Raw genomic sequence first — 26,196 nt, 5'->3', positions numbered from 1 at the left:
AGCACCCGTAGCTGTTCCGCCGAACGTATACGTAATAGCGTTAATCGCACCGTTTTCACACACCGTTTGTGCCGCAGTAGCAGGCGCTGAAGTAAGCGCTAAGGTAGCCAACGGTTGTACCGTAATCGTTCCCGTCAAGGTAGGAGCGCCACAAGTTCCGCCACTAGTTGCCACGTTAAATGTATACGGAGAACCGGCTAAAACACTTGGAGTTCCACTTATAATAACTGAATTCCCTGAAATCGAGGAAATAACTCCTGAAGGAAGACCAGTAACGGTCGCTCCTGTTGCCGATCCACCAAAAGTATACACGATATTGGTGATGGGTTCATTAATACAAACCGTTTGATTAGCTAAAAAGGGGGTTGAACTTAATACAAGAGTAGCGCCAATGTTAACTGTTATTGTTCCAGTCAATGAAGGTGCACCACAATTTCCTCCAGTGGTTGAGATGGTATAGTTAAACGGAGATCCTGCATTATTGGTAGGAGTTCCTGAAATGGTTGCGACATTACCTACCACTTGAACATTCAATCCAGGGGGTAGACCTACAACGTTTACACCAGTTGCGGTTCCTCCAAAAGTATAAACTATATCCGTAATTGGGGTATTCACACACAAGGTTTGGTTAGTAGTCGCTGCAGCAGAAGTTAAAACAAGTGTTGCTTGAGGTTGTACTGTTAAAGTTGCCGTCAAAGAAGGTGTTCCACAATTTCCTCCTGACGTTTGCACCGAAATTGTAAAGGGTGAACCAGTAATTGTCGATGGTGAGCCACTGATGGTTACGGTATTTCCAGAAACCGTTTGAATCAACCCCGCAGGTAAACCACTAATTACAATTCCAGTAGCAGAACCCCCGAAAGTGTATACAATCGGTGTAATTGGTGAATTCACACAAACCGTTTGATTATCCGTTCCAGCAGCTGATGTTAAATTTAAGGTAGTTACTGGATTAACAGTAATCGTTCCTGTTAACGATTGACTTCCGCAGCTTCCGCCTGTAGTTGTCACTGTATAAGTGAAAGTTGCCGTTGTTGCTGAAGTTGGATTTCCACTTATTGTAACAGTATTTCCACTAACACTAGCTGTAACTCCAGCGGGTAAACCGGTGACCACAGCACTTAATGCAGTACCGCCAAATGTATACTGAATTGTTGCTAAGGAATCACCATCACATAGAGTTTGCGATGTTGAACTTAAGGGTGTTGTCAAAACTAAAAATGCTGGATTGGCAACAGTTATTGAACCTGAAGCTGTAGGTGCACCACAGGTACTACCCGTTGTTGTTAAAACGTAATTGAATGGAGAACCAACAAGTGTTGTAGGGGTTCCAGAAATAGTTACAACATTCCCTGTAACATTAAAATTAACACCAGGCGGTAGTCCGGTAACTATTGCACCTGTGGCAGTACCTCCAAAGGTGTACGTAATTGGATCAATGGATTGATTTACACACACCGCTTGATTTGAAGTCGCAGGTAAACTGGTCAATTGTACAGAAGAATTAGAGGTGACTTGCACTTCAATAAATCCAAACACTCGACAAGTAGGATTGCTAGGTGTAGGATTGGCAATAGCATAAACATAATAGGTTCCCAACACATTAGGCAAAGAACCTGCAGTTCCTAATACCCCTGGGTTATAGGTCGCTACATTGGAAGCATTGGGTGTTGCACTACCTAATACGGTTCCTCCATTATACATATTGCTTCCTACTTGAGGCGTAGTAAAATAAACAAAGGTAATCGCATCGGTGCCGGTAAAAGTCGTGGAAACCGATAACGGATCAACATCGGCGCCCAAACACAATACTTGAGTAGCGGAAGGATTAGTTATTGTTGGACAAACCGAACAATCAATCATAGAAATATTAAACGGACGAATGCGAATACAGCCCGTAAAAATGTTGTACAAACTCATATAAATGGTTTGACTCGTTCCAGAACTCAATACATAAGCGGAAGGGTTAGCAATCGAATTCGCTGCTAAATTTTCAGCATCCGATTGATTGGTGTAATAATACACTTCATAATCACCCGTTCCCACTAACGGACCTAACACCGTTGGCTCATTTGAGGTTAAATTGAAAACATTGTTGGGTAAACAGTTCTCAATGGCTTGGGCTGGCTGTGTATCATCGGGACTAACTTCAATTGTAATCGGTTTAGTCACCGTACGAACGGTACCACATACATTATATCGAACTTGTGCCGTGTAGGTTTTTGTAGAAGTTGGACATACCGCGATACTTGGTGTATTTCCAATTACTGTGGCACCATCCAACCATTGAATGGTTGTCAAAGAATTCCCTGAAGGAGTAAAACGCCATGATTCATTGTTCGCTACCCATGTCCCTGTATTTCGACCGGGAGGAGTAATTGCTTGTGTACCTGTAGCATTGTGAAGACCTAATACCGCATTACCACTATTCCAGTTTGCACACACCGTGCGACGGGTAACGTGAACATCTATAACATTGGTTCCTTCATACAAAACCAACTGACTCTCCTGAAGACCTTGAGCTGTACCACAAGAGTATAATGGCATGTTACGCACATTGACAATCAATTTTCGACAAGGAGCAATTCCATCAACAATGTAATTGATCTGAACGGCTGGATTCGAGGGAACTGCTGGATTCGTATCCTGCATTGGGAAATAAATCGAATTCCGCCAAAACGGATTCATAGCAGCACTTGGAATAGCTTGGGTAAAAGCCCAACCACTCCCCAAACCTGTTGCACATAAACGGGTAGGATCAACTAAAAAGGTCAAAAAGGTATTGGTTCCTACTTGGAATTGATTGTAACACTGACCATAAAAACTAAAGTTAAAAGGAATATTTACAGGATCTGAAAAACGGTCATCAGAAGTACACAAAGCCGTCGCTAATACCCCTAGTGGATTCTCAGGAGCAAATGGAATCGAACTTACCGTGTAGGATGTCGTATCTTTAATATCTAAAAAACTCGCATTCAAAACCGAGCAACTTGTATCATTACAAAGTAATTGATCGGTGGCTGTAACATCAAAATCATTTGTACAACAATCGGTTACAATAGAAAACACACCTGGAAACGGTGCTGTAGCCGAACAACCACTGAGGGTATTGGTTATGGTTACCGAATAATTTCCTGGAATCGTTGTATTAAAGGAAGCCACATTCCCGGGTGCAGGAACTCCCGTTGGAACAGACCATGTGTAGGTGTAAGTGCCGGGAAAAGATGGTGTAGCTGTAATTACTGCGGGTGAGGTATCGCCCAAGCATTTTACTACATTATTAACCATTACCTCAGGTCTAGGATTAACCGTTATCGTATAAGAGGAGGTCACATCTGCACAACCACTTAAGGAACCCGTAACAGTAATTGTTGCCGTTTGGGGGATTGTCGTGTTATTACTTGCTGTAAATGAAGCTATATTCCCTGATCCTGCCCCACCAATCGTTAAGTTGGGATTCGAATTGGTCCAAGAAAACGTTGCTCCTGGCTGTGAACTCGTAAATACTTGTGCTGGAACTGTAGCCCCAGTACAATAGGTTTGATTCGAAGGCACAGTAATCGATAAGGTTGAAACCGTTACCGTCACCGATTGCGTTGCATTACAGGTAACGTTCGTGGTAAACGCAATGTCATCTAAAGCAAAGTCATTTCCAGATGAAGCAGTATTTGTATTAATGATTGAAATATCGGCAACGGTACTCGCTGCGGAATTCCAAGTATACGTTACTTGCGTCCAATTGCCACAAGCGATCGTAGACGGAGCCTGTGCAACACCCAAAGCAACACCATTAATCCGCACCTGTAATGTTGCATAATTCAGTAAAGCAACAGATTGCACCCAATACGAAAAAGTATACACAGATCCAGTAGTCACAGGAACTTGTTGACGCCATACCACATCGGTTCCTCCATTAGAAGTAGAACCATCGACTACCATCATATTTCCCGAACCTGTAGTATGATCAGGACAATTCGTAAATGCAGTAAACCATGTATTTGGATTAGCTACAATTCCATAAATCTTTTGCGTTAAATTGGTATTTACGGGTAAAAACGCATAGTCCGTACTAAATCCAACATTACCTTGCGAAAAATCACCATTGAAAATTAAATTTCGAGTAACATTGGCAGGGGAAGTTACGGTGTAGGTTGTGGTTGCTGTGGGACTCACCACAGGAGTTGCACTCGTAGGAGTGGTCAACGACGGGTCCGCTGGTGAAGCGGTCCAAGTATAGGTAGTTCCGCCGTTTACCGATAATGTGGTATTCCCCCCTGAACAAATACTCGTATTAGGAGAAACAATCAACGGATTGAGCGCCGGAACAATCGTCACGTTACTTTGTGAAGCGGTATTTCCAGCTGTATCTGTAACACTCACAGTATAGGTGCCAACTGGTAGGTTAGGGAAAATCCCTGTGGCATTGTTTTGTGTAACTGGCCCAGTAACGGTGAAGTTGGTATAAGGCGCTGTTCCTCCAATTCCATACAAGGCAATAGACCCTGTTGCCGGAGAAGCACACAACGGACTTACTGTTGAAAACCGAACGCCTAACGGTTGAGGCGGCGGAAGAACAGCCAAATCGTCTATCGCAAAATCATTGCCTACAAAACTTGTGTTGAAATTACGCAATTCAATATTTACACAAGAATTTGTTGGAGTAAAGGTATACACACGTTCCTCCCAGCCTGCAGTGGTTAGGGGTGCCAAAGTTGAAGCCGGTGATGACGTAACCGTGGCATTATTGAAAACAACTCGAATATCCGCTTGTGTCGCAGGACCGGTTACATTGGGCGAAATCGAACGTACCCAATACCGAAACGTGTAGGTAGCACCAACCACCAAGCCACAGACGCCTCCGCCCGTATTTCCAGCTTTCCAAAAACTTGGGTTTCCACCATCAGAGCTGCCATCAAACCACATCATATTTCCTGTACCTGAAGTGTGATCACCAGTCGAAATAAAGTTTGCGGTGTTGTAGGGTTGCGGGTTTGTTGCAATAGCATAATTCCCCGCGCTTGTTGTCCCCGTTGGAGCAGCCACAAAGGTATACCCTGTTGCATTTATGTTAAAACCTATCCCTGCTCCTCCCGATTCAAAATCGCCATTAACCAATAAATTTTGAGCGTTTAACTGATTAACAAACAGAGTAATAAAGAATAATTTGAGCGTAAAAAGTTTCATTCGAGCGTAATTTTTAAGGCCTAAAAATAGTTAAAATAAAAGTAACAATTTCTTAAAATCCGCATTTTTTAATTTTGAATGAGAATCTGAGCTTTTTAAGCCATTTATAGCTATCTTTGCGGTTCAATTTTTAGTAAAAAAACGCTTACTTACGCATGATTTCTGAAGATCAATTACACGACGATATTGGCAACAATCACATCGCTACCAATGCGTCTACTCCCCTCCGAACCGATGCTTTTGAACTGACCGAAGAGCAAAAAATAGAGTTGATAAAAAAAGATGTACAAAACATCTTACACACTTTGGGCATGGACCTCTCCGACGACAGCCTCAAAGGAACGCCAAATCGTGTAGCTAAAATGTTTGTCAAAGAAATTTTTGGCGGACTCAATCCCCAAAAAAAACCGAGTTCGTCGACTTTCGAAAATAAATATAAATACAACGAAATGCTCGTAGAAAAGAACATTACCGTTTATTCTACGTGCGAGCATCACTTACTCCCCATAGTGGGACGTGCACATGTTGCCTACATTTCCAATGGAAAAGTTGTGGGACTCTCCAAAATGAATCGTATTGTTGATTATTATGCAAAACGTCCGCAAGTGCAAGAACGTCTCACCATACAAATCGTTCGCGAATTGCAACAGGTTTTAAACACTGAAGACGTGGCATGTATCATCGATGCCAAGCATTTATGCGTCAATTCCCGTGGAATTCGCGACATTGAAAGCAGTACAGTTACCGCTGAATTTGGAGGCAAATTCAAAGAAGAAGCCGTTCGCCGTGAATTTTTAGATTATATTAAATTGGACACCCAATTCTAAACCTCATGAACCCTTTACATCAAAACCAAACGCTTAAAATTTACAATTCACTCACCGGAAATAAAGAGATATTTACCCCTTTGGTGGAGGGGAATGTGGGCATGTATGTCTGTGGGCCAACCGTGTATAGTAATGTTCACATGGGAAATCTTCGGACGTTTATGAGTTTTGATATGATTTACCGATACCTCACGCATGTTGGGTACAAAGTTCGCTATGTACGCAACATCACCGATGCGGGACACCTCACCGACGACGGTAACGTTGACAATGATCGCTTTGTTAAACAATCGCGTTTGGAAAAACTAGAACCCATGGAAGTGGTTCAAAAATATACCGTCGACTTTCATCGGGTGCTTGAGCTTTTCAACTTGTTGCCTCCCAGCATCGAACCTACAGCTACGGGGCATATTGTTGAGCAAATAGAATTGACCCAAAAACTTATTGAAACCGGATTTGCATATGAAAGCAACGGTTCCGTTTACTTTGACGTATTGGCATACAACCAAAAAGGGCTCAACTACGGCGAATTAAGCAACCGTAATATTGAGGAACTTCTGGCCAATACCCGAGACTTAGACGGTCAAGATGAAAAGAAAAACCCTCAAGATTTTGCCCTCTGGAAAAAAGCCTCCCCTGCACATATCATGCGTTGGAATTCCCCTTGGGGCGAAGGATTTCCCGGTTGGCACCTAGAGTGTACCGCCATGAGTACGAAATACCTCGGCGAACAATTTGATATTCACGGAGGAGGTTTGGATTTAAAATTTCCCCACCACGAGTGTGAAGTAGCCCAAGGAAAAGCGTGCAATGGCAAAGACCCTGTGCGCTACTGGATGCACGCCAATATGCTTACCATGAATGGTTTGCGCATGAGTAAATCAACGGGAAACTATATTTTACCCATGGATTTATTTGAGGGAACCAATGCCTTTTTTGAAAAAGCTTTTGACCCTGCTGTGGTTCGATTTTGTTTTCTGCAAGCCCACTACCGCAGCGTTCTCGATATTTCCAATGAAGCAATGATGGCTAGTGAAAAAGGATACCAACGTCTCATGGAAGCCATTGATCTTATCGAAAAACTCAAACCGGGCAACACCTCGACTTTAAATGTTTCTGAATGGATTGCGTCTTGTTATGAAGCCATGAACGATGATTTCAATACTACCATTCTAATGGCCCATTTGTTTGAAGGCGTACGATGGATCAATCTAGTTAATGATCAAAAGGAAACATTAACTGCGGGCGACATGGAACGTTTGCAACAAACAATTAAAGCCTTTACTTTTGATGTTTTGGGTCTTCGCAATAGTAAAAAAGAAGCCTCTCACAGCGATAAATTAGCGGGAGTCATCGAAATGCTCATTGCTATGCGAAACCAAGCCCGTGCTGATAAAAACTGGGGGCTTTCTGACGAAATTCGCGATCGTTTGGCCGCTTTAGGAATTACCCTAAAAGATGGTAAAGATGGGACAACCTTCACCTTGTAATCCATGTTCAAAAAAATTATCGTAGCGCCCCTACTGATAATCATTCGCTTTTATCAAGTAGCCATTTCCCCTTTTATGCCGGCAACTTGTCGCTTTCACCCTACCTGTTCCAACTATTGTATGGAAGCCTTACGCACACACGGTCCTATCAAAGGAACTTGGCTAGGTCTCAAACGTATCCTCTCATGTCACCCTTGGGGGAAATCAGGCTACGACCCTGTCCCGCCCAAAAAACAATCGGATTTATAACATATTTTTAAGGCACACCCCAAATTAATTCCTTACTTTTGGTGGTAAACTAATACCTAAAAACAATGATTTGGAACCCTATGGAAGGTATCCATCTTGGACCCTTAACCATCCGTATGTATAGCCTCATGTTTGTCATTGCCTTTGCACTAGGGTGGTACATCATGAAACGCATTTATGAAAATGAAAAAGAATCCATGGAAAAATTGGATACTTTGTTCATCTGGACGGTTTTAGCTACTTTATTAGGCGCACGTTTGGGACAAGTCTTCTTCTACGATTGGGAATATTTTAAAAACCATAAACTGGAAATCCTTTTACCCTTTCGCTTTGAACCTGAATTTCAATTCACTGGCTTTGCAGGCTTAGCCAGTCATGGAGCAGCCATCGCCATCATTATCACGATGTATTTTTACAGTAAAAAAATCATCAATCGACCCCCGCTATGGGTACTCGATCGCGTGGTTATTCCTGTGGCAAGTGGTGCTGTTTTTGTGCGTATCGGTAATTTTTTCAATTCCGAGATTACAGGCGTAGCCACGGATGCCTCCAACCCTTTTGCAGTAAAATTTGTGCGCGAATATTACAGTCCCGAAACGATTATGGCCAAAACAGGTATCCCGAATCCCGATGCCGCTTATGATGCCCTTGTCAACAATCCTAAGTTTGCTTCCCTCCTCGCCCAAGTACCGTACAGTCATCCCGCACAATTGTATGAATCGTTTTGTTATATATTTGTCTTTGCGCTGTTGTTCTTTTTATACTGGCGCACCAAAGCAGCCGAAAAACACGGACTTATCTTTGGGGTGTTCTTAATTGCCCTTTGGTCTATTCGTTTTGCTGTGGAATTTGTCAAGTCGAAACAAGGGGGATTAGAAGATGTTTTCGGTCAGTTTACCACAGGACAATGGTTAAGCATCCCTTTCATCCTCGTAGGACTCTACTTCTTATTTATGGCTGAAAAACCATTACCTGAAGATATCGAATTGTAACAAATAGGATTTATTGTCATACTTTACGCCTTTCGGGGCGTTTTTTTATGCCCTAAATAGAAAGAAAAGAGCCCTTTTACACCATTTATAACAAAGCGGCAAATCGCTTAATTTTGGTTGTATTTAAAGCGTAATCACTACTATTTCTACACAACAGCACTGCTAAACAAGTATACAGCCAACGAACTATGCACGAATTTCAGGGATACAACCCAAAGCGGAAGTAAACTAGAAGCAAAAAAAAACGCCACTCACATTGGAATGGCGTTATTTGTATAGTACTTAATTCGCTTATTATTGATCTGTAAAGTGACGTTTTTCAATATCATCAATTGCACTCTTATTCATCGTATCCACCAATACCGGTGTTGCGATAAACAAAGAGGAATACGTACCGACAATAATACCAATCAACATCGCAAATACGAAACCACGTATCGATTCACCTCCAAAGATAAACATGATTAACAATACCATAATCATCGTCAAAGAAGTGTTTAATGTACGGGATAAAGTAGTGTTGATAGAGGCGTTTACCACATCTTTAAAGTGTCCTTTTCGATCCCCCGCCAAGAATTCACGCACACGGTCAAATACAATTACCGTATCGTTCATTGAGTATCCAATAACGGTCAGAATTGCAGCAATAAAATGCTGGTCCATTTCCATGTGGAATGGGGCATATTTATAGAACAACGAATACACACCCAATACAAAGATAACATCGTGGAATACTGCGGCAATCGCCCCAAGAGAATATTGCCATTTGCGGAACGAGATAATCAAATACAATCCCACTATCGCCATAGCACCAATAACCGCCCAAAACGAGTTGGTTTTAATGTCAGCAGAAATCGCAGCTCCTACTTTAGAGGATTGTAAAACACCGATTTTTTTACCGTCAAAATTATTGATAAACTGCTCGTAAGAAGTCCCTGGAAAATAACTCTTCAACGCATTGTAAAGCTTTTCATTAACTTCTCTATCTGTGTCTACCGACTCGTCTTTGATTTTGTATTTGGTGGTTAATTTCAACTGGTCGTCATCACCAAATACTTTGGCTTCCACAGTGGTACCAAATTCTTTCGTTAAAGCTTCAGCGATTACGGAAGGTTCAACCGCTTTAGTAAACTTCACTTGGAACGTACGTCCACCCACAAAGTCAACCCCTTCATCCAATCCATTAAAGTAAAAAGAAACGCAACTTACCACGACTACTAACGAAGAGAAAATATACGAATACTTTTTAATGCCGATATAATCAAAATTGAACCCTGTAAACCAGTTTTTAGTAATAGGGGTTGTAAAGGCCAACGGTTTGTTGCTCGCTACATCTTTGTCAATGAAAATACGCGCAATAAAGATGGACGTGAACAAGGTCGTGAAAATACCAATCAATAACGTCGTTGCAAATCCTTGAATCGGACCCGTACCGAAGATGAAAAGAATGGCTCCTGTCAACACGTGCGTCACGTTGGCATCAATGATAGAACGCATGGCTCCTTTCCAGCCGTAGGAGGAACGAACAGCATCACTCAATGATTTGCCATCGCGTAACTCTTCCTTGGCACGCTCGTAAATAATGATGTTGGCATCTACCGCAGTTCCAAGGGTTAAAACAATACCTGCAATACCGGGTAAGGTTAATACCGCACCCAAACTTGCCAAAATCCCAAACAAGAATAATAAGTTTACAATCAAAGCCATATTGGCATACAAGCCCGCTTTACCGTAGTAGAACATCATCCAGAAACAAACTAAAATCAATCCAACGATTGACGAAATTGTCCCTGCATCGATGGCTTTCTGACCCAAAGAAGGTCCTACCACTTCGGATTGAACGATTTCAGCTGCCGCTGGCAATTTCCCTGCACGCAAAACATTGGCTAAGTCTTTGGTTTCGGCTACATCAAAATTTCCTGAAATCTCAGAACGCCCCCCTGCAATCGGACCCGAAGATACCCCCGGAGCAGAATACACCACATTATCCAATACAATCGCAATGAATCCTTTATCAGTATAGGCTTTTCCCGTCATTTCTTCCCAAACCTTGGCGCCTTGACCGTTCATTTGCATCGAAACCGCCGGTTTACCCATTTGGTCAAACGTATCGCGAGCGTCAACAATTACACCACCGCTTAGGGGCGCTTTGTTGTCTTTATTGCCTTTTAAAGCATACAATTCAAACGTTTGACTCTCTTTATTTGTTTTAGGATCTTTCTTCGTAGTCCCTTTGCTCCACACAAACTTCGCAAAACGCTTGTCGGCTGGAAGTAAGTTGCGAATTTCAGGTCGACGTAAATAGCTGTTCACTTTGGCCGTATCTTGTACAGAAACAGTACCCAATACCGGACCACCTACAAGAGTTAGCTTATCCAACAATGGGTTATTGCCTTTGGCTCCCGCTACAGAATCTTTTGATTTACTATTGCCCAACATTTTGGCAATGGAGTCATTGGCTGTTGGTGCTGCGGCGGTAGCAGTGCTTTTCTCTGTAATCTTTAAGGTTTCATTAGCCGTTTGTAAAAACCCACCCAATTCATCCAAACGATAGGTTTCCCAAAACTCCAATTGGGCTGTTGACTGTAATAATTTCTTAATACGGTCTTCATCTTTAGCACCGGGTAATTCGACCAAAATACGACCCGTTTGCCCTAATTTGGCAATATTGGGTTGGGTTACCCCAAATTTATCAATACGCTTGCGCAATACGCCAAACGCTGAATCTACCGACTCGTCTACTTTACGACGGATGACTTTCTTCACTTGATCATTGGTCATGTTGAAGTTGATTTCATCCGATAAGTTGCGGTTGGCAAAAATATCAGGAGAAGCTAATTTTACAGAAGTTCCCGCGGCGGCTTCATCAAAAGCACGGAAGAACGCATCCAAATAGGACTCGTTCCCTTGTTGTATTTTAGCAGCATTGTCCAACGCTTTGTTGAAAACTGCATTTTTAGACTCATTGGCTAAACCACGTAAAACATCTTTCACGGAAATTTGAAGGATTACGTTAATCCCTCCTTCCAAGTCCAATCCTTTGTTGATTTGTTTGTTGCTTACATCCTCATAGGTGTAGTCGGCAAAACCAAGACTGAAAACCTCTACTTTTTTCAATGAATCCAAATAACTTACTTCCAGTGTATTCAACTCCGGAAGGGGTTGCCCTGGGGTAGGTTTTTTCTTGATTTGTGCCAATTTTTGCTCGGCATATGCCTTGGCGTCTTTCTTAATTCCATTCGCTACAAAAGTGAATGAAAGCTGGTAAATACTTACCAAAGCAAATAAAATTGCAAAAAACTTAACGAGTCCTTTATTCTGCATTACTCCTAAAAATTAATTAATTTTTGTTAACTCTTCACCAAAAACATCCATCGCAGGCTAAGCGGTTGATTCTCAGAAAAAACCAACAGTCTATCCCGCAGACAGATTTTTTGAAACGTGCAAATATAAAATTAACCAAATGATTAACAAATTATTTGGACACTTATTATTAAAAAAAAGACCGCAAAAATGCGGTCTCATTTCTATTTCGGAAGGAATAAATTATCCTAAAATTGATTTCAAATCGCCATTCATCGCGCGAACCGCATCGGCACTTTTCGCAAACAAGGCTTTTTCCGCGTCATTTAAGGCGATATCAACAATTTGCGCTACCCCGTTTCTACCAATAATACAAGGCACACCCATACAAATATCGTTTTGACCGTATTCGCCTTCTAGAAATACCGAACAAGGAATCATTTTCTTTTGGTCGTTTAAAATGGCATCCACCAAATACGCTACCGAAGCGCCTGGAGCATACCAAGCAGAGGTTCCAAGCAATCCCGTTAAGGTAGCACCCCCAACCATCGTATCGGCAGCCACTTTGGCCAAAGCTTCTTCCGATAAGAATTGCGAAACAGGCACACCATTGTAGGAAGCCAAACGGGTCAACGGAATCATGGTAGTATCGCCATGTCCACCAATCACCATCCCTTGAATGTCATTTGCCGGCTTATCCATGGCTTGCGATAAATAATATTTAAAACGGGAACTATCCAACGCTCCCCCCATACCGATGATTCGGTTTTTAGGTAAACCTGTAGCTTTCAGCGTCAAGTACGTCATCGTGTCCATAGGATTGGAAACCACTACAATAATGGCATTGGGAGAATGTGCCAACAATTGTTCGGCCACACCTTTTACGATGCCAGCATTAATCCCAATCAACTCTTCACGGGTCATGCCTGGTTTTCTGGGAATTCCCGATGTAATCACCACAACATCACTCCCCGCTGTCTTGGTATAATCATTGGTGCTCCCTACTACTTTCGTATTAAATCCTAAAGTCGTTTGCGTTTGCATGATATCCATTGCTTTCCCCTCTGCAAAGCCTTCTTTGATATCAACGACCACAATTTCACTGGCAATTCTTCGGTGAGCAATCGCATCTACACATGTTGCGCCTACGTTTCCTGCTCCTACTATCGTAACTTTCATTGTAAAATGTATTTAATAAGTTTGTACTGTTTTTATTTTTTGAAGCTATTCCCGCTGTACGTTTCAATCTTTTTTGTTGTACCGTAACCGGATAAAACAAAAAAGGATTTCCACTCCCATCGGGGCTAGGACATCCTTTTTCAAATTTCGTTAGGCATCAATTTTTGCGTATACTGCATTTTTCTCAATGAAGTCGCGGCGCGGTGGCACCTCATCCCCCATCAACATCGAAAAGATGCGGTCGGCTTCGGTGAGGTTGTCAATCGTCACCTGACGTAACGTACGCATGCTCGGATCCATCGTAGTTTCCCACAACTGCTCCGCGTTCATTTCTCCTAAACCTTTATACCGTTGTACACTGGTACCACCGCCCATTTGTTGCGAAATCAAATCGCGTTGGTCGTCGTTCCAAGCATACTCTTTTTTCGTTCCTTTTTTGACCATATACAGCGGTGGAGACGCAATATATACGTGACCCGCTTCAATCAACTCGCGCATGAATCGGAAGAAGAAGGTCAAAATCAAGGTCGAAATGTGACTACCATCAACGTCAGCATCGGTCATGATGATCACTTTGTGATAACGTAGTTTTTCCAAGTTCAACGCTTTACTGTCTTCTTCAGTACCAATGGTAATCCCAAGTGCGGTAAAGATGTTGCGAATCTCTTCGTTTTCAAACACTTTATGGTGCATCGCTTTTTCCACATTCAAAATCTTACCACGTAACGGCAAAATCGCTTGGAAATTACGGTCGCGACCTTGTTTGGCCGTTCCACCCGCCGAGTCACCCTCTACCAAGTAAATCTCGCATTTTGCTGGGTCTTGTTCGGAACAGTCGGATAATTTACCGGGTAATCCGCCACCGCCTAAAACGGTTTTGCGCTGCACCATCTCACGGGCTTTTTTTGCCGCATGACGCGCTTGTGCCGCTAAGATTACTTTTTGCACAATGGTACGGGCATCGTTCGGATTTTCTTCCAAATAATTCTCCAACATTTCCGAAACCGCTTGCGATACCGGAGATACCACCTCACGGTTACCCAATTTGGTTTTGGTTTGTCCCTCAAACTGGGGCTCAGCCACTTTCACCGAAATAATAGCGGTCAACCCTTCACGGAAATCATCTCCTGAAATCTCAAATTTCAATTTATCCAACATTCCCGAAGCATCAGCGTATTTTTTCAACGTACGCGTTAACCCCATACGGAATCCTTGCAAATGCGTACCTCCTTCGTGCGTGTTGATGTTATTTACATACGAGAAAATGTTTTCTGAATAACTGTCGTTGTAAATCAACGCTACCTCCACAGGAATTTCGCCTTTATCGTTTTCCATGTTGATCACGCTGGCAATGATCGGCATTCGGTTACCATCCAAGAATTTAACGAATTCTTTCAATCCCTCTTTTGAATGGAACGTTTCGGCTACGGGATTGCCTTTATCATCGGTATGACGCAAATCAGTCAACGTAATGGAAATGCCTTTGTTCAAAAACGACAATTCACGCATACGTGCCGCCAACGTGTCATACGAATATTCTAAGGTTTGGGTAAAAATCGTCCCATCAGGTTTAAACGAAACGGTTGTACCGCGCTTGTCCGTAGTTCCGATTTGTTTCACCGGGTACATTGCCTTACCGCGCTCGTATTCTTGTTCCCATACTTTACCATCGCGGTATACTGTGGCACGCAAATGATCAGAAAGGGCATTCACACAGGAAACCCCTACGCCATGCAATCCACCGGATACTTTGTAGGAATCTTTGTCAAACTTCCCTCCCGCTCCAATTTTGGTCATCACTACCTCAAGGGCAGAAACTCCTTCTTTTTTATGTAAATCTACCGGAATCCCCCGGCCATTATCTTCAACGGTAATCGAATTATCGGCATTGATGGTCACGCGAATTGTATCGCAATGCCCCGCTAAGGCCTCGTCAATGGAATTGTCCACCACCTCATATACCAAATGGTGCAAACCGCGTACGCCGGTGTCTCCAATATACATCGAAGGACGCATCCGTACGTGCTCCATTCCCTCTAACGCCTGAATACTGTCGGCCGAATACGCGTTCTTTTTAACTTCTTCGCTCATAAGTAACTGTCGGAATTTTGTCTAACACGCAAATATAAAAAATCAAAGGCGATTTTAAAGCGCTATAAGGCAATTTATAGGCTAAGTTATCAACATTTATGTTTAATAATCGTTTCGGCTTTTAAATCAAAAATAAAACCTAAAAAAGACCTATTTCAAGTCCCATTCCTATACCCTTGATTTTTAAGGCGCTAGAAAAGTAAAAATGAAACACCCGCATTGGAACACCTAAGCGCGTCCTAAAAAAGAAAACGCCTGCAGTGGCAACTACAGGCATTTTCAAACAAACAAACTAAACTTCTAATTGAAAAAAATTATTTACACCGGTAATGAGGTCTTCGCAATTTCGGGATCGGCTTGCACGTGCGCTGTATTGGCGCGACCGCTCGGATCTTGATTTTCTTGCCATTTCGGAATCCACTTGCGCACGGTTTGCGCTGCGCTCGTTTGCGGAAAATGTTTGTGGAATAAGGTGCGGTAGAAATACGCTTCTTTGGTCGCTGGGGTGTTGTAGGGGAATAATGCTGCCGCTTGTTCCATTTGTGCATCGGTGACTTGGGCTGAACAGTAATCAATCAGCGTGTCAATCCAGTTGTACCCTACGCCGTCGGAAAATTGTTCTTTTTGACGCCACAATACTTCTTGCGGTAAATAGGGTTGATCGGACGTATCGAAAGCTTTTCTCAAGATGTATTTCTCCACCCCATCATAGGTTTTCGGGAGTTTTTCTTCGCCTTTAATCAACATCGCATAATCCAAAAAGGCTTTATCCAAAAACGGAACGCGGGCTTCCAAACCGTGCGCCATGGTCGACTTATCAGCGCGTAACAAATCGGCTGTAAATAACTTCTGGACCCGTTCAATGGTTTCTTTGGTAAAATCTATAGTACTCGGGGCATTTCTGAAATACAAGTAGCCTCCAAATACTTCATCAGCTCCTTCGCCCGACAATACCACTTTAATGCCTTTCGCTGTTATCGCTTGGGCCAAGAAATACATTGGCGTGCTCGCCCGAATTGAGGTTACATCGTAGGTTTCTAGATGCCACACTAATTTTTCTAAAATTTCAATTCCTTGTTCAATAGTAAAATGAACTTCATGATGCTCGGTTCCCAAAAATTCAGCCACCTTTCGTGCAGCTACCGCGTCTGGCGCATTGGGATCCAAACCAATGGAAAAAGAATGTAACGATTTGCCTTGTTCCTTGAGTAAACGTGAAGCTATAGACGAGGTCAAGGACGAATCCAATCCGCCCGACAACAATACGCCAATAGGCACATCGCTCATCAAGCGTTTGCGGGTGGCTTCGGTCAGTTTCTCGCGAAGCAGCGCCAAATCAACCTCGGCTACACAAACAGTATAATCCTCGTATTGCGGTTGATAATATTTCACAAATCCCGTTTCGGGCGTGTAATAATGCCCCGGAGGAAACGTTGAGAATGTAGTGCATTGATCGGCCAAGGCTTTCATCTCGGAAGCAAAGTACATACGACCACGCTCGTCCATTCCATAATACAACGGTTTTACCCCCAACGGGTCTCTTCCCGCGATATAGTTGTCACCGTCGATAACCACAAAAGCAAAATCGCCATCCAGTTGATCGACAAAATCGTATCCAAATTCTTCATACAAATGGACAATCACCTCCGAATCTGACTTTGTACGGAAGCTATGTCCTTTCAACACGCCTTCTCGCAAGGCATGATGGTTATAAATTTCGCCATTATGAACCATCCAAGCCGATTTTGTGCCTTGAATGGGCTGTTTTCCTGAATGCAAATCTATAATGGACAAGCGCTCGTGACTTAAAATATGTCCCTGCTCAGTAACGTGAATATCACTTTCATCAGGGCCGCGATGCGCCATACGCTTTGAAAGGGCTTTAATTAATTGTTCGTCTTTTCCTTTTCCGATAATGGCTAAAAATCCACACATATTCGTCTTCTTTTATTTTATTATGGAAGCAAAATTGAAGCATTACATGTAAATTAAAAACAAATAAGCGCGATTTGATTTAAAATAAAAACAATTTGTAGCTCTTTTTAAAAATAATTTAAGCAAACTTGTTTTTTTATGTATCCATAATTAAGAATCTGTAAGACGACATCCAATGAAAGGAACATAATTTTACGTTTTGAAATTCAAAAATGAACGTAAAATCAATACAATTCTCATAATCATTACTTTAATCAAAATACGTTCAAACAGTATATTCTGAAATACATAAAAAACATTTCTTCATAAATCACTATTAATTGCTATTAAACAAAAAATTACACCAATCACAATAGCAAAAACGTACCCTCCTCCACGAAAATAAAGCGCCAATTGCCTCACAAAACTTACAATCAGTCATTAAAACAGCACAACGTGAAGCATTAATAGCATGTAGATATCGTTTTGTGGTGATTGACCGTCCTGAAATCTGCATGAGCATAACGGCTATGCATAATCTCGTAGAATAACTTGCCGATGTAGATAAAAATCGAATTCATCTACTACTCCAACCTATAATTAAAGTAAGTCTCCTGCGCCTCCCCAACAAGCAATTTGTTAACATCGTTTTTTTTGGGGAAAAGCTTAAGTTCTTAAAGCCCCTCTACCCACCCTGTCGAAATTGTTTTACACTTTGGAGTAAAATTTATTGAGTGCCCATTTTTGAGGATTCATAGCGATGTAATGCGAAATTCTATGGAATTCCAAATCATTGCGAATGATATGGTCATGAAAAGAGCGATGCCAGGCAAAATCCTCAAAACCAGCCTCGTGAATGAGCTTGGAAGTTGTCGTTTTCAAAGCTCCCATCAAACTTGAAAGGGATTTTATCTTTACAGCATTATCTTTTACACGCTGGCTATCGATTTCAATGATGAAATGAAAATGATTAGGCATAACCACACTTGAATGAATAACTACATATTGATAGGTACTCATCAACCAATTAATCTTTTCCTGAACGATTAAACCATATTGATTTAAGGCCACCGTATACCCTTTATTGGGAAGATCCGATTTGGAATTAAAGAATCTTGGATGATGCGATTGGCAATCTTGTACTTGTACAGACAGGTCGTGACCTGTCCCAATGGGAATCACATTCCCCAAACAACACAAATTATTTTTTACACAATTTGTAACGAAATATAAATTATTCCTAGAATAATCATACCCTTTTAATCGATTGGATTTTCTTTTTCTCATGGCTTATATTGAATTTGAATGGATATTAATGGATATTAATGGATATAAAATCGATATTTTATAGATATTTTATAGATATTTTATCGATATTTTATAGATATTTTATAGATATTTTATCGATATGTACGGACAGGTCGCGACCTGTCCGTACTAGAAATCCGAATAAATATATATAAAAATAAAAAAAATCTATCTAATTATTGAAATATAAAAGGCCTCAATCTTGCTTTTTTATTGCAAAAAAGAGGCATTCTTTAATCCTGATACAACACTTTATTCTCCTCATAAATTGAAGGCAAAAATCCAATTAATATGGTGTTTCACAATCTTTACACCTCACTCCTTCTTCACATACCCTTTCGCGGCAAAAGGCAAGGACGCCAAGACAGCATTCAATTGGGCGCCTGCTGCTTCCCGTTGAGCCAACTCAGGCAAATTGTATACATAATTCAGATATAAGTAGTAAAACAATTGTCGGTTGTATATATCCAAATCAGAAGCGGTGACGGCTGCTAACATTGTTTTCTCTATAGGCTCACGATTTTGAGACTCGGCCAATGCACGTCCTATACGACTGATCGAACTGAAATAATGATGGGGCGAAGCATCATCAATACGCAAGGTAATGCCCACCAGCAAATCGGTGAGATTGATATCTAAGACCTCCAATTCACGGATGTAGGTTTTCCGACCCGCATAGGCATAACTCCCATCACTCACCCGATCAAAACGATCGTTCATGATGTCTAAATGACTGCGTAAAAAGATTTCCCAATGGGTCGTCTCTGCAGCCAATACCGCAATTTCTTGAGCGTGGATACGCGGACCTTGATCCATACTACAGCCGCCAACAACGCGACGGCGGCGTTTCATTTCCAACGCTTCCCGTCCGCCAAGGGTCCAAGCAACTACGCGCTCCAAATCGGTATTGGAATTATTTTGGCTTTTGGCCTCTTCATACGCATTGTGCAATAAACTTTTGAATTTTTTGTCAGTAGCATAAAGTGTTTGAACCCGTTCGGCCAAATGGGATTCCCAAATACTATCCTGTACATAATTGTACCGATAATTCGCCTCATTTTCAGCCATCAATTTTTGCCGCTCTTCTTTGGACATTCGTTGTAATCGTCGATACATCCGTGAGGGCTTGTCGGGTTCAATGGGCAAAGCCACCGAATCAACCACCATCACTGCAGTATCGACAGCAGTGGTATCGACAGCCGTAGTATCAATTCCCGTGTAGTCAACTTCTTCGGCAACATCAAATGGATAAGCCGCCGTGGTATCGGGCGTTTCGTCATTATTTAATTGATGCAATGTAAATTCCAATTCGTAGTTGAAAGGCCGTGATTTGGCCCGAGGATACTTTTTTTCCAAATAGTTCCAAAAACTTGAAAAAGCTTTGGTGTGCTTACGTTCAAAACGTTGAAATTGATCTCGATCTGCCAATATCACCGATTGCGTGGTATCAATCATACACAAGGCATATTGTATGGCTCTAGAATAGTTGTCGGGTAACGTAATCCTTGTGGGTGCGGATGTAAAATAGATGGCGGTGAGGTGTTCACTTTTGTCATAATCCCAAACCTCATAAGAGTACACCCATTGTTGAACTAGAGGTTCTTTAAATTGGGTTTGATAATCGGCCATTGGCAGTTCCAAACCATGTTGATCATTGTGCTCTATGTCCAACATTTGCCAAGTAATCATGGGTTTTTTGTCGTAATCCGTATAGCGTTTTTCGTAAAGAGGCAACTTGGCATAGGTTTCTGTGGGGTATTTTTGCCTAAACGTTTCAGGAGCCATGCCTGCTTTCATATCGGCCAAAGCTTCTTTGCATCGCGTGCCTTCTAAAGTCACATAGTACCCTTGGGCTTGGGGCAAACTTTGAAATCGCTTACTGAAATCACATACTTTGAACTTCAAATTCAAGGAATCAACAATATGTTTCAATTTTCCAACGGCTGCTGGGGAATAAATGAGACCGTTGGGGTGTACTTTAAATTCTCCATACGACTGAGAACAAACCATTGGGGCGATGCACAAGGCAAGGAGGGTGATACAGTATTTCATGGCGTTACATTTTTTATATAACTACCAAATCGCTGTAATCGTATATTCTTTGCCGTTTATTTGTGTCGAATAACCCACCGTTTGCCCCATTAGTGCACTTCCCAAAGGGGCTTGGGGTGAAACGGCTAAAATAGTTTGATCGTTGAGGGTAATCTTGGGAAGCGCTGCAGCGATAAACAGCCATAAACCACTCACTTCTACTAAACTCCCCAAAGCAACACGAGGGGGACGTACCGTAGGATCAATACGATCAATGATCGCTTTTTGATGCAACACTTCTTGCAATTTGGCCGCCAACTTTTCCTGCTCCAAATGCATCATGGATAAGGCGGTTTCGTGTTTGTCCCCTGCCGATCCTTTGGCATCGTTTTGCGCCCCATCGGTGAGTTGGACAATCATATCTTGAAAGACATCGATTCGGTCTTGCAGTAATTGCTGGTAATATGCTTTAATTTCGGATTTCATGCATAAAAAAACCTGCAAGATGGACTTACAGGTTGGGAAAGTTACGATAGAAAAAATTAGAAATCAAACTTAAAATGAGCGCCCAACAAAAGTTGTAGGCCTTGTACCGGATAATTGAACCAGCGTTGGTAATTTTGGTTGGTTAAATTGTGTCCGCGCAAAAAGAACGTAATGCGTTCACTATGTTTGTAGCCCACGTGGGCGTTGAGATCGATAAAACTCTTCAACGTTATGTCACGGGTAATAAAGGTAGGTTGAACCACGGCCGTATCATCGGTATAGCGGAACTGATCTTTACGCGCTCCAACAAAAAAGACAGAGGCCCCTGCATACCATTTGGGGGTAAACACCACATCGATAGCCGAGCGCATTTCAAGGGCAGGTAAGTTCCATGCCTCCGCTTGTGTATCGGTACTGAAACTACTCACGGTGGCTTGTCCGCTCCACTGCACATTCTTTGAGATATCTGCTTTAAGTTCCCCAAACAATTGTAATGTATTTAATTTATCATACACTACATCAAAAGAGTTGGCCCAGATATATCCGTTGGGATTGGTGGAAAAACTGTCATAGGGATTGGAGATAAACAACGCCCGATTGTCTTCCGTAAGGTAGGAAGCACGCACATTATACCCGATGGTATTGGCCAGTTTTCCTTTTAATCCCACAAAAATATCGTATTTCTGATCGGTTGGGGTGATGGCTAAGGTGGGTGAAACAAAGAAGTTTTCTTGCACAAAATCGCGATACGCGTTTTGTTTCAAATTCCCTTCAGCGCCCGCATACGCCACCATAATATCACCCACAACTTTATAACTTACATTGATTTTGGGATAGACAAAAAAGCGACTCTCCCCTCCTTCGGTAGCAGCACTATAAAAGAAGGCCGCTCCCAATTGCGCTGAAAAATCACCGTCGGTCAATTGAAATGAAGGTTGTACCCCGATATTGGCAAAGCCGTAATTAATGGCAGTATCGAAAACATAATTGCGAGCAAAACTGCCACTTAGGTAGTCAAACACTACATCCAACGCAATATTCTCGCCCGCTACGGGAAACGCAAAAGAAGGTTTGAGCACAACGCGATTCTCGGCCGAATCAAAGCGATCGGAGAAACGGGTATAGCGCACCATGGCTTCTTTGAAGGCTCCTTGATTGAATCCCACGCGTCCACCTGCATACAGCGTTTGGTACACTTGTTTGGGTTCGATACCCCCATAAAAAAGATCCGCTTGTTCTGAAGTGAGTCCTTCGGTAAAATAACTGTTAATCCCATACCAGCGATAAGCTTGGCGCTGGTATCCGCCCTCGGCTGCCCAAGACATCGTACTGGACTTTCCGCCGTAGGTAAGGTCTAAACCGGTATTGGAAAATTTGTCGTCCAACGCTACATTTTTAATGCCTCCTTGCGACGATAAATGGCGCAACATCAATCCAAAATAATTGCCGTCTTCAAAATTGTGGTTCAAAAACAATTCTCCATTAACATTGCCGTAATTTCCGGCCGCCAAGGTAGCATAGTTAGCGAATAAACGCGCTTTAGTATCTTGTTCTACGGCCGCCGCTTTTCCTTTGGCAGGCGTGAAGGTTGAGGCCACCGGATAGGAAAAAATGGTATATCGAATGGTTTCCCGCTTGGTGGTTTCCTCATCGTCCAGATTGGGCGTTTCTTTCACCTTGAAAGCATCCGAAATGGTAGGTGTATAAGGCTTTACTACATTGACCACCTCGGTTCCGATATTTTCATCTTGTTTTTGAGCGTATCCCCCAAAGCTACTGAGGAAAACACTACTTAGTACGATATATTGCAAACGTTTGTTCATCATGGCATCAGTTATTTTTCAAGGGACGAATTGGTTTTAGCTTCTTCAGCTTTGATACGGGTAAGCTCGGTCTGGGCTTCTTGCACTACGTCGGCGTATTCGGTAAAGTTTTGCGTTACCCCTTCCAAAATGGCGGTAGCTTGGAAACTATCGTTCAAACCGTAATAATTTTTGGCCATCACGACCAACCCTTTGGCACCAAAATATTTGTACCCTGAGTATTCTTTGGCTAATTTTTGAATTCCCTTATTCGATTCGGCAAATTTACCGTCCTTATGTTTGAAATACGCCTCATAATACAAGGCTTCAGCAGCCAATTCCCCTTTGGCTATTTTCAATAAATTGGCATAGGCCACCCGCGCTTTGGGTTCGTCATCCGACTTAATCGCCGAGCGTGCTACGATAATTTGAGCATCGCTTTTTATTTTATTATCCGTTTTGGGGTTGGCTAACACTTTATCGGCATATACGACCGCTTGGGCATAATTTTCGGTTTCATAATAGGCCCGCATCAAGTTGGCTTGCGCAAAGGTTTTGTTCTGTGGAAAATCCGCTTCGGCTTCCAATCGCTCCAAAACAGGCTTTGCCGAAGCATAGTTGTCCTTTTTCAAATGAATCTCACTCAAACGAACCAACGACTGTTCGGTAAATTCGTTTTTCGGACGTGCGATTACCTGCTCATAGCGGGGTACTGCATTTTCACTTAACCCATCCGCATAATAGGTTTGTGCCAAATAAAAATTGGCTTTCAACGCATGCGCACCCTGTGGAAATTTAGCCAAATACCCGTTCAAAGACGAAATGGCCAACTTGGTATTATTTTGCAAATATTGCTTTTCGGCAGCCGTGTAGGTATCGTCATCCAACTCTTTGTCGGTCACTTCCACAAAATTGAGGGTACGCACCCAGGTAGCATACTCGTCAACTTTTCCGTTATCGACATAAATCAAGCGCGCAGTGGCCACGGCTTCTAGGGCTTCGGGAGTACCCGGATAATCGGCAGCGACTTTTTTGAATTTACCTAAAGCGGCCTCATCTTGATTGCCGTTGTAGTATACCAATCCCTGACGTAACACCGCTTTGGCCGCGTAGGTTCCGCTTGGAAATTCTTTCAACAAGGCGTCATAGGTTTTAATCGCTAGATCTGCTTTTCCTTCGGTAACATAGGTATTTGCCAACTCAAATAAGGCGTCATCGCGGTAGGGTGACGACTTGAAGCTCTGTAAAAAACGGTTGAAGTCTTCAATCTTACGGTCATTTTTGGATACAAATCCATAACTGATTGCTTTTTGGTAAGCCGCATAATCGGCATCGACCCCTTTCATATCAATGGCTTTGTTGTAGGCATCCATCGCGGGCCAATACTTTGACGTTACAAATCGGCTGTCCCCCAAGCGCAAATAGGCATCATTTAAACGCGTACGGTCGTCTTTGACCGCGTCAATTTGCTTTTGGAAGTAATTGCCCGCTTGATCGTACTCTTTTTGCTTAAAATAACAATAGGCAATGGCATAGTTGATATTTTTGTATTCTGGCGTATTTTTAGCCTCGGCCATGCCTTCAAACTGTTTGAAACTCAACAAGGCCTCCTGAAAGTTGTTGAACAAATAGTCGATTTCCCCTTTCCAAAAAGTAGCACGGGCCGTAAATTTGGCATCCCGTGGATCGCGTAGAGAGGCTTTGAATAAAACGTGTGCCTCCTTGTAATCCCCATCGGTATACAACTCCAAGCCGCGGTAAAACGCTACTTTTTGATAGGCTGCACGCAATTCAGGCGCTTTATTTTGTTCCAGCAAATACAACGCCTCTTTGTAATTTTTGGAAGTGATGTACGAGCTGATAAGCAACCCCTCAACTTCGGCTTTGTTGGGCGAATTGGGATATTTTTTCAAAAAACCTGAGAGAATATCCGGTACACTTTGAAACGAGTTCCCGATATCGTAACTCAATTTGGCGTAGTTCAAACTTGCATCTTCTTGAATTTTAGGTTCGAAATCCATTTCCGAAGCGCTTTTAAAAGCCGTCAATGCTTGAGGTTTTCGCTCGGTGCGCATGTAACTCTCGCCCAAGTGATAATAGGCGTTTTGCGCCACCGCATCTTTACCGTCAATGATTTTATTGAATTGTAGGATGGCGTTTTCGTAGTCTTTTTGCTGGTAATAGGTATACCCCAATTGGTAATAATCCGTATTGCTCCATTTGCCTTTTTTTCCTTTGTATTCCTTCAAATACGGGAGCGCCTCAGCATAATTTTTTAGGTTAAAATAACTTTCGCCAATAATTTTATTCAACTCCGATTTTTCAGCCGGTGACGACTTCGCCATTGCGGTTTTTCCTTCGGTGATTGCTTTTTCAAAAGCGCCTTGACGGAAACTCATATCCGCTTGAAAATAGGATAGTTTCTCCTTGTACTTTTCATCCCCCGATACTTGTTCAAAATACTTGGAGGCATCTTTAAAATTATCCCCCTCGTAGGCAATGACACCTAAATAATACCGGGCTTGGGGACCATAGGTTTTGGTATTGGCCACCCGGTTGAAATAATTGGATGCTTCTTTAATTTTTTTGTCCGCAAAATAGGCATACCCTTTTTGAAAGTTGAATTTATCATGCTGCTCGGGTGTTAAACCACTTTCGTCAACTTTATCAAAATAAGTCAATGCCCGACCAAAATCATTTTGTGCAAAATAATAATGCGCCATATCGATATACGTTTGATTCAACTTGGTACTCGACGGATAATTGGCCGCAAACGCCTCAACCAATTGTGGCGCATCAGGTTGGTTGAGTTGCAAAGCACAGGAAGCGATGTAATAGGCACAATCGGCTTGAATATCGGGATTCTTTTGACTCCGACGAACCGTTTCAAACAACCACTGGGCCGCTTGGTATTGTTGATCATTATACAAAGCCACAGCCCGGTCCATTTCGGAGCGGTTGTGGGTATATACAGCCGACTGTTGAGCCGTCACTACCGGGGTGATTGCCAAGCCGTTAAACAGTAAAAACAATTCTAATTTGCGCATGGGTATCCAATTTAGCGATGTCTCAAAAATAAAGTACTCCCATGTACAACGGGAGATACCGTGGTTTTATTATAAACATTTTTCTTAACAACGTTGCTATTCCAACAGGAAAAGAAGCATTCTTCTAGGGGACAAAAAACACCCCCAAAAAAGGTTTTCCTTTGGGTGAATACCGTTTTCCAAAAGCGGCAAAAAAAAGAAATCAAAAATAGGGTCTTGTTCGGGACTTGTTCGGGACTTGTTCGGCATTTGTTCGGCAAAGTACCCCTTTTCCCGAAGGTGTACCGAAGAAG

13 protein-coding genes and 1 pseudogene are annotated in these 26,196 nt (G+C 42.3%); 4 read left to right on the top strand and 10 right to left on the bottom strand.

The window, feature by feature from the left end; genetic code table 11:
- A pseudogene (locus O9316_RS04905) lies at nt 1-5,184 on the bottom strand (hypothetical protein); the annotation flags it as partial.
- 155 nt (nt 5,185-5,339) lie between these two features.
- Between O9316_RS04905 and folE the strand changes: the two are divergent.
- The 4 genes from folE to lgt all read left to right on the top strand — a co-directional run bounded on the left by folE (nt 5,340) and on the right by lgt (nt 8,742).
- Nucleotides 5,340-6,011 (top strand): GTP cyclohydrolase I FolE, encoded by a 672-nt coding sequence (gene folE, locus O9316_RS04900; RefSeq protein ID WP_298204376.1) that lies wholly within the window; start codon nt 5,340-5,342, stop codon nt 6,009-6,011.
- Between the two features lie 5 nt (nt 6,012-6,016).
- Complete coding sequence (gene cysS / locus O9316_RS04895; RefSeq protein WP_298204375.1) at nt 6,017-7,501, top strand: cysteine--tRNA ligase; 1,485 nt, start codon at nt 6,017-6,019, stop codon at nt 7,499-7,501.
- Nucleotides 7,502-7,504: 3 nt separating this feature from the next.
- Nucleotides 7,505-7,750, top strand: a complete 246-nt coding sequence (yidD, locus tag O9316_RS04890; protein WP_298204374.1) for a membrane protein insertion efficiency factor YidD — start codon at nt 7,505-7,507, stop codon at nt 7,748-7,750.
- Nucleotides 7,751-7,815: 65 nt separating this feature from the next.
- Complete coding sequence (gene lgt, locus O9316_RS04885; RefSeq protein ID WP_298204373.1) at nt 7,816-8,742, top strand: prolipoprotein diacylglyceryl transferase; 927 nt, start codon at nt 7,816-7,818, stop codon at nt 8,740-8,742.
- A 294-nt stretch (nt 8,743-9,036) separates the two neighbouring features.
- Here lgt and secDF read toward each other — a convergent pair whose 3' ends face one another.
- The 9 genes from secDF to O9316_RS04840 form a co-directional block, all read right to left on the bottom strand.
- Nucleotides 9,037-12,066, bottom strand: a complete 3,030-nt coding sequence (secDF, locus tag O9316_RS04880; RefSeq protein ID WP_298204372.1) for a protein translocase subunit SecDF — start codon at nt 12,064-12,066, stop codon at nt 9,037-9,039.
- A 222-nt stretch (nt 12,067-12,288) separates the two neighbouring features.
- On the bottom strand, nt 12,289-13,224 hold the full coding sequence (locus tag O9316_RS04875) for a malate dehydrogenase (protein WP_298204371.1): 936 nt from the start codon (nt 13,222-13,224) through the stop codon (nt 12,289-12,291).
- 150 nt (nt 13,225-13,374) lie between these two features.
- Complete coding sequence (gene gyrB, locus O9316_RS04870; RefSeq protein WP_298204370.1) at nt 13,375-15,315, bottom strand: DNA topoisomerase (ATP-hydrolyzing) subunit B; 1,941 nt, start codon at nt 15,313-15,315, stop codon at nt 13,375-13,377.
- 318 nt (nt 15,316-15,633) lie between these two features.
- The gene (gene asnB, locus O9316_RS04865) at nt 15,634-17,250 is read right to left on the bottom strand and encodes an asparagine synthase B (RefSeq protein ID WP_298204369.1); all 1,617 of its coding nucleotides are present in this window, start codon (nt 17,248-17,250) and stop codon (nt 15,634-15,636) included.
- A gap of 687 nt (nt 17,251-17,937) precedes the next feature.
- Nucleotides 17,938-18,516, bottom strand: coding sequence for a transposase (locus tag O9316_RS04860; protein WP_298204368.1), 579 nt, complete (start codon nt 18,514-18,516; stop codon nt 17,938-17,940).
- A 336-nt stretch (nt 18,517-18,852) separates the two neighbouring features.
- Nucleotides 18,853-20,589, bottom strand: a complete 1,737-nt coding sequence (locus O9316_RS04855) for a hypothetical protein (RefSeq protein ID WP_298204367.1) — start codon at nt 20,587-20,589, stop codon at nt 18,853-18,855.
- A gap of 21 nt (nt 20,590-20,610) precedes the next feature.
- Nucleotides 20,611-21,054: a hypothetical protein gene (locus O9316_RS04850; protein WP_298204366.1), complete on the bottom strand. Its 444-nt coding sequence runs from the start codon at nt 21,052-21,054 to the stop codon at nt 20,611-20,613.
- A gap of 56 nt (nt 21,055-21,110) precedes the next feature.
- A complete protein-coding gene (locus tag O9316_RS04845; RefSeq protein WP_298204365.1) occupies nt 21,111-22,880 on the bottom strand; it encodes a TonB-dependent receptor in 1,770 nt (589 codons plus the stop codon).
- 8 nt (nt 22,881-22,888) lie between these two features.
- On the bottom strand, nt 22,889-25,903 hold the full coding sequence (locus O9316_RS04840; RefSeq protein WP_298204364.1) for a tetratricopeptide repeat protein: 3,015 nt from the start codon (nt 25,901-25,903) through the stop codon (nt 22,889-22,891).
- Between the last annotated feature and the right edge of the window lie 293 nt (nt 25,904-26,196).

Source organism: Flavobacterium sp., from assembly GCF_027533505.1.
In the GTDB taxonomy this organism is placed as follows: Bacteria; Bacteroidota; Bacteroidia; order Flavobacteriales; family Flavobacteriaceae; genus Flavobacterium.
The sequence above is the reverse complement of the archived record's forward strand: the minus strand, read 5'-3'. Positions and strand labels throughout refer to the sequence as shown.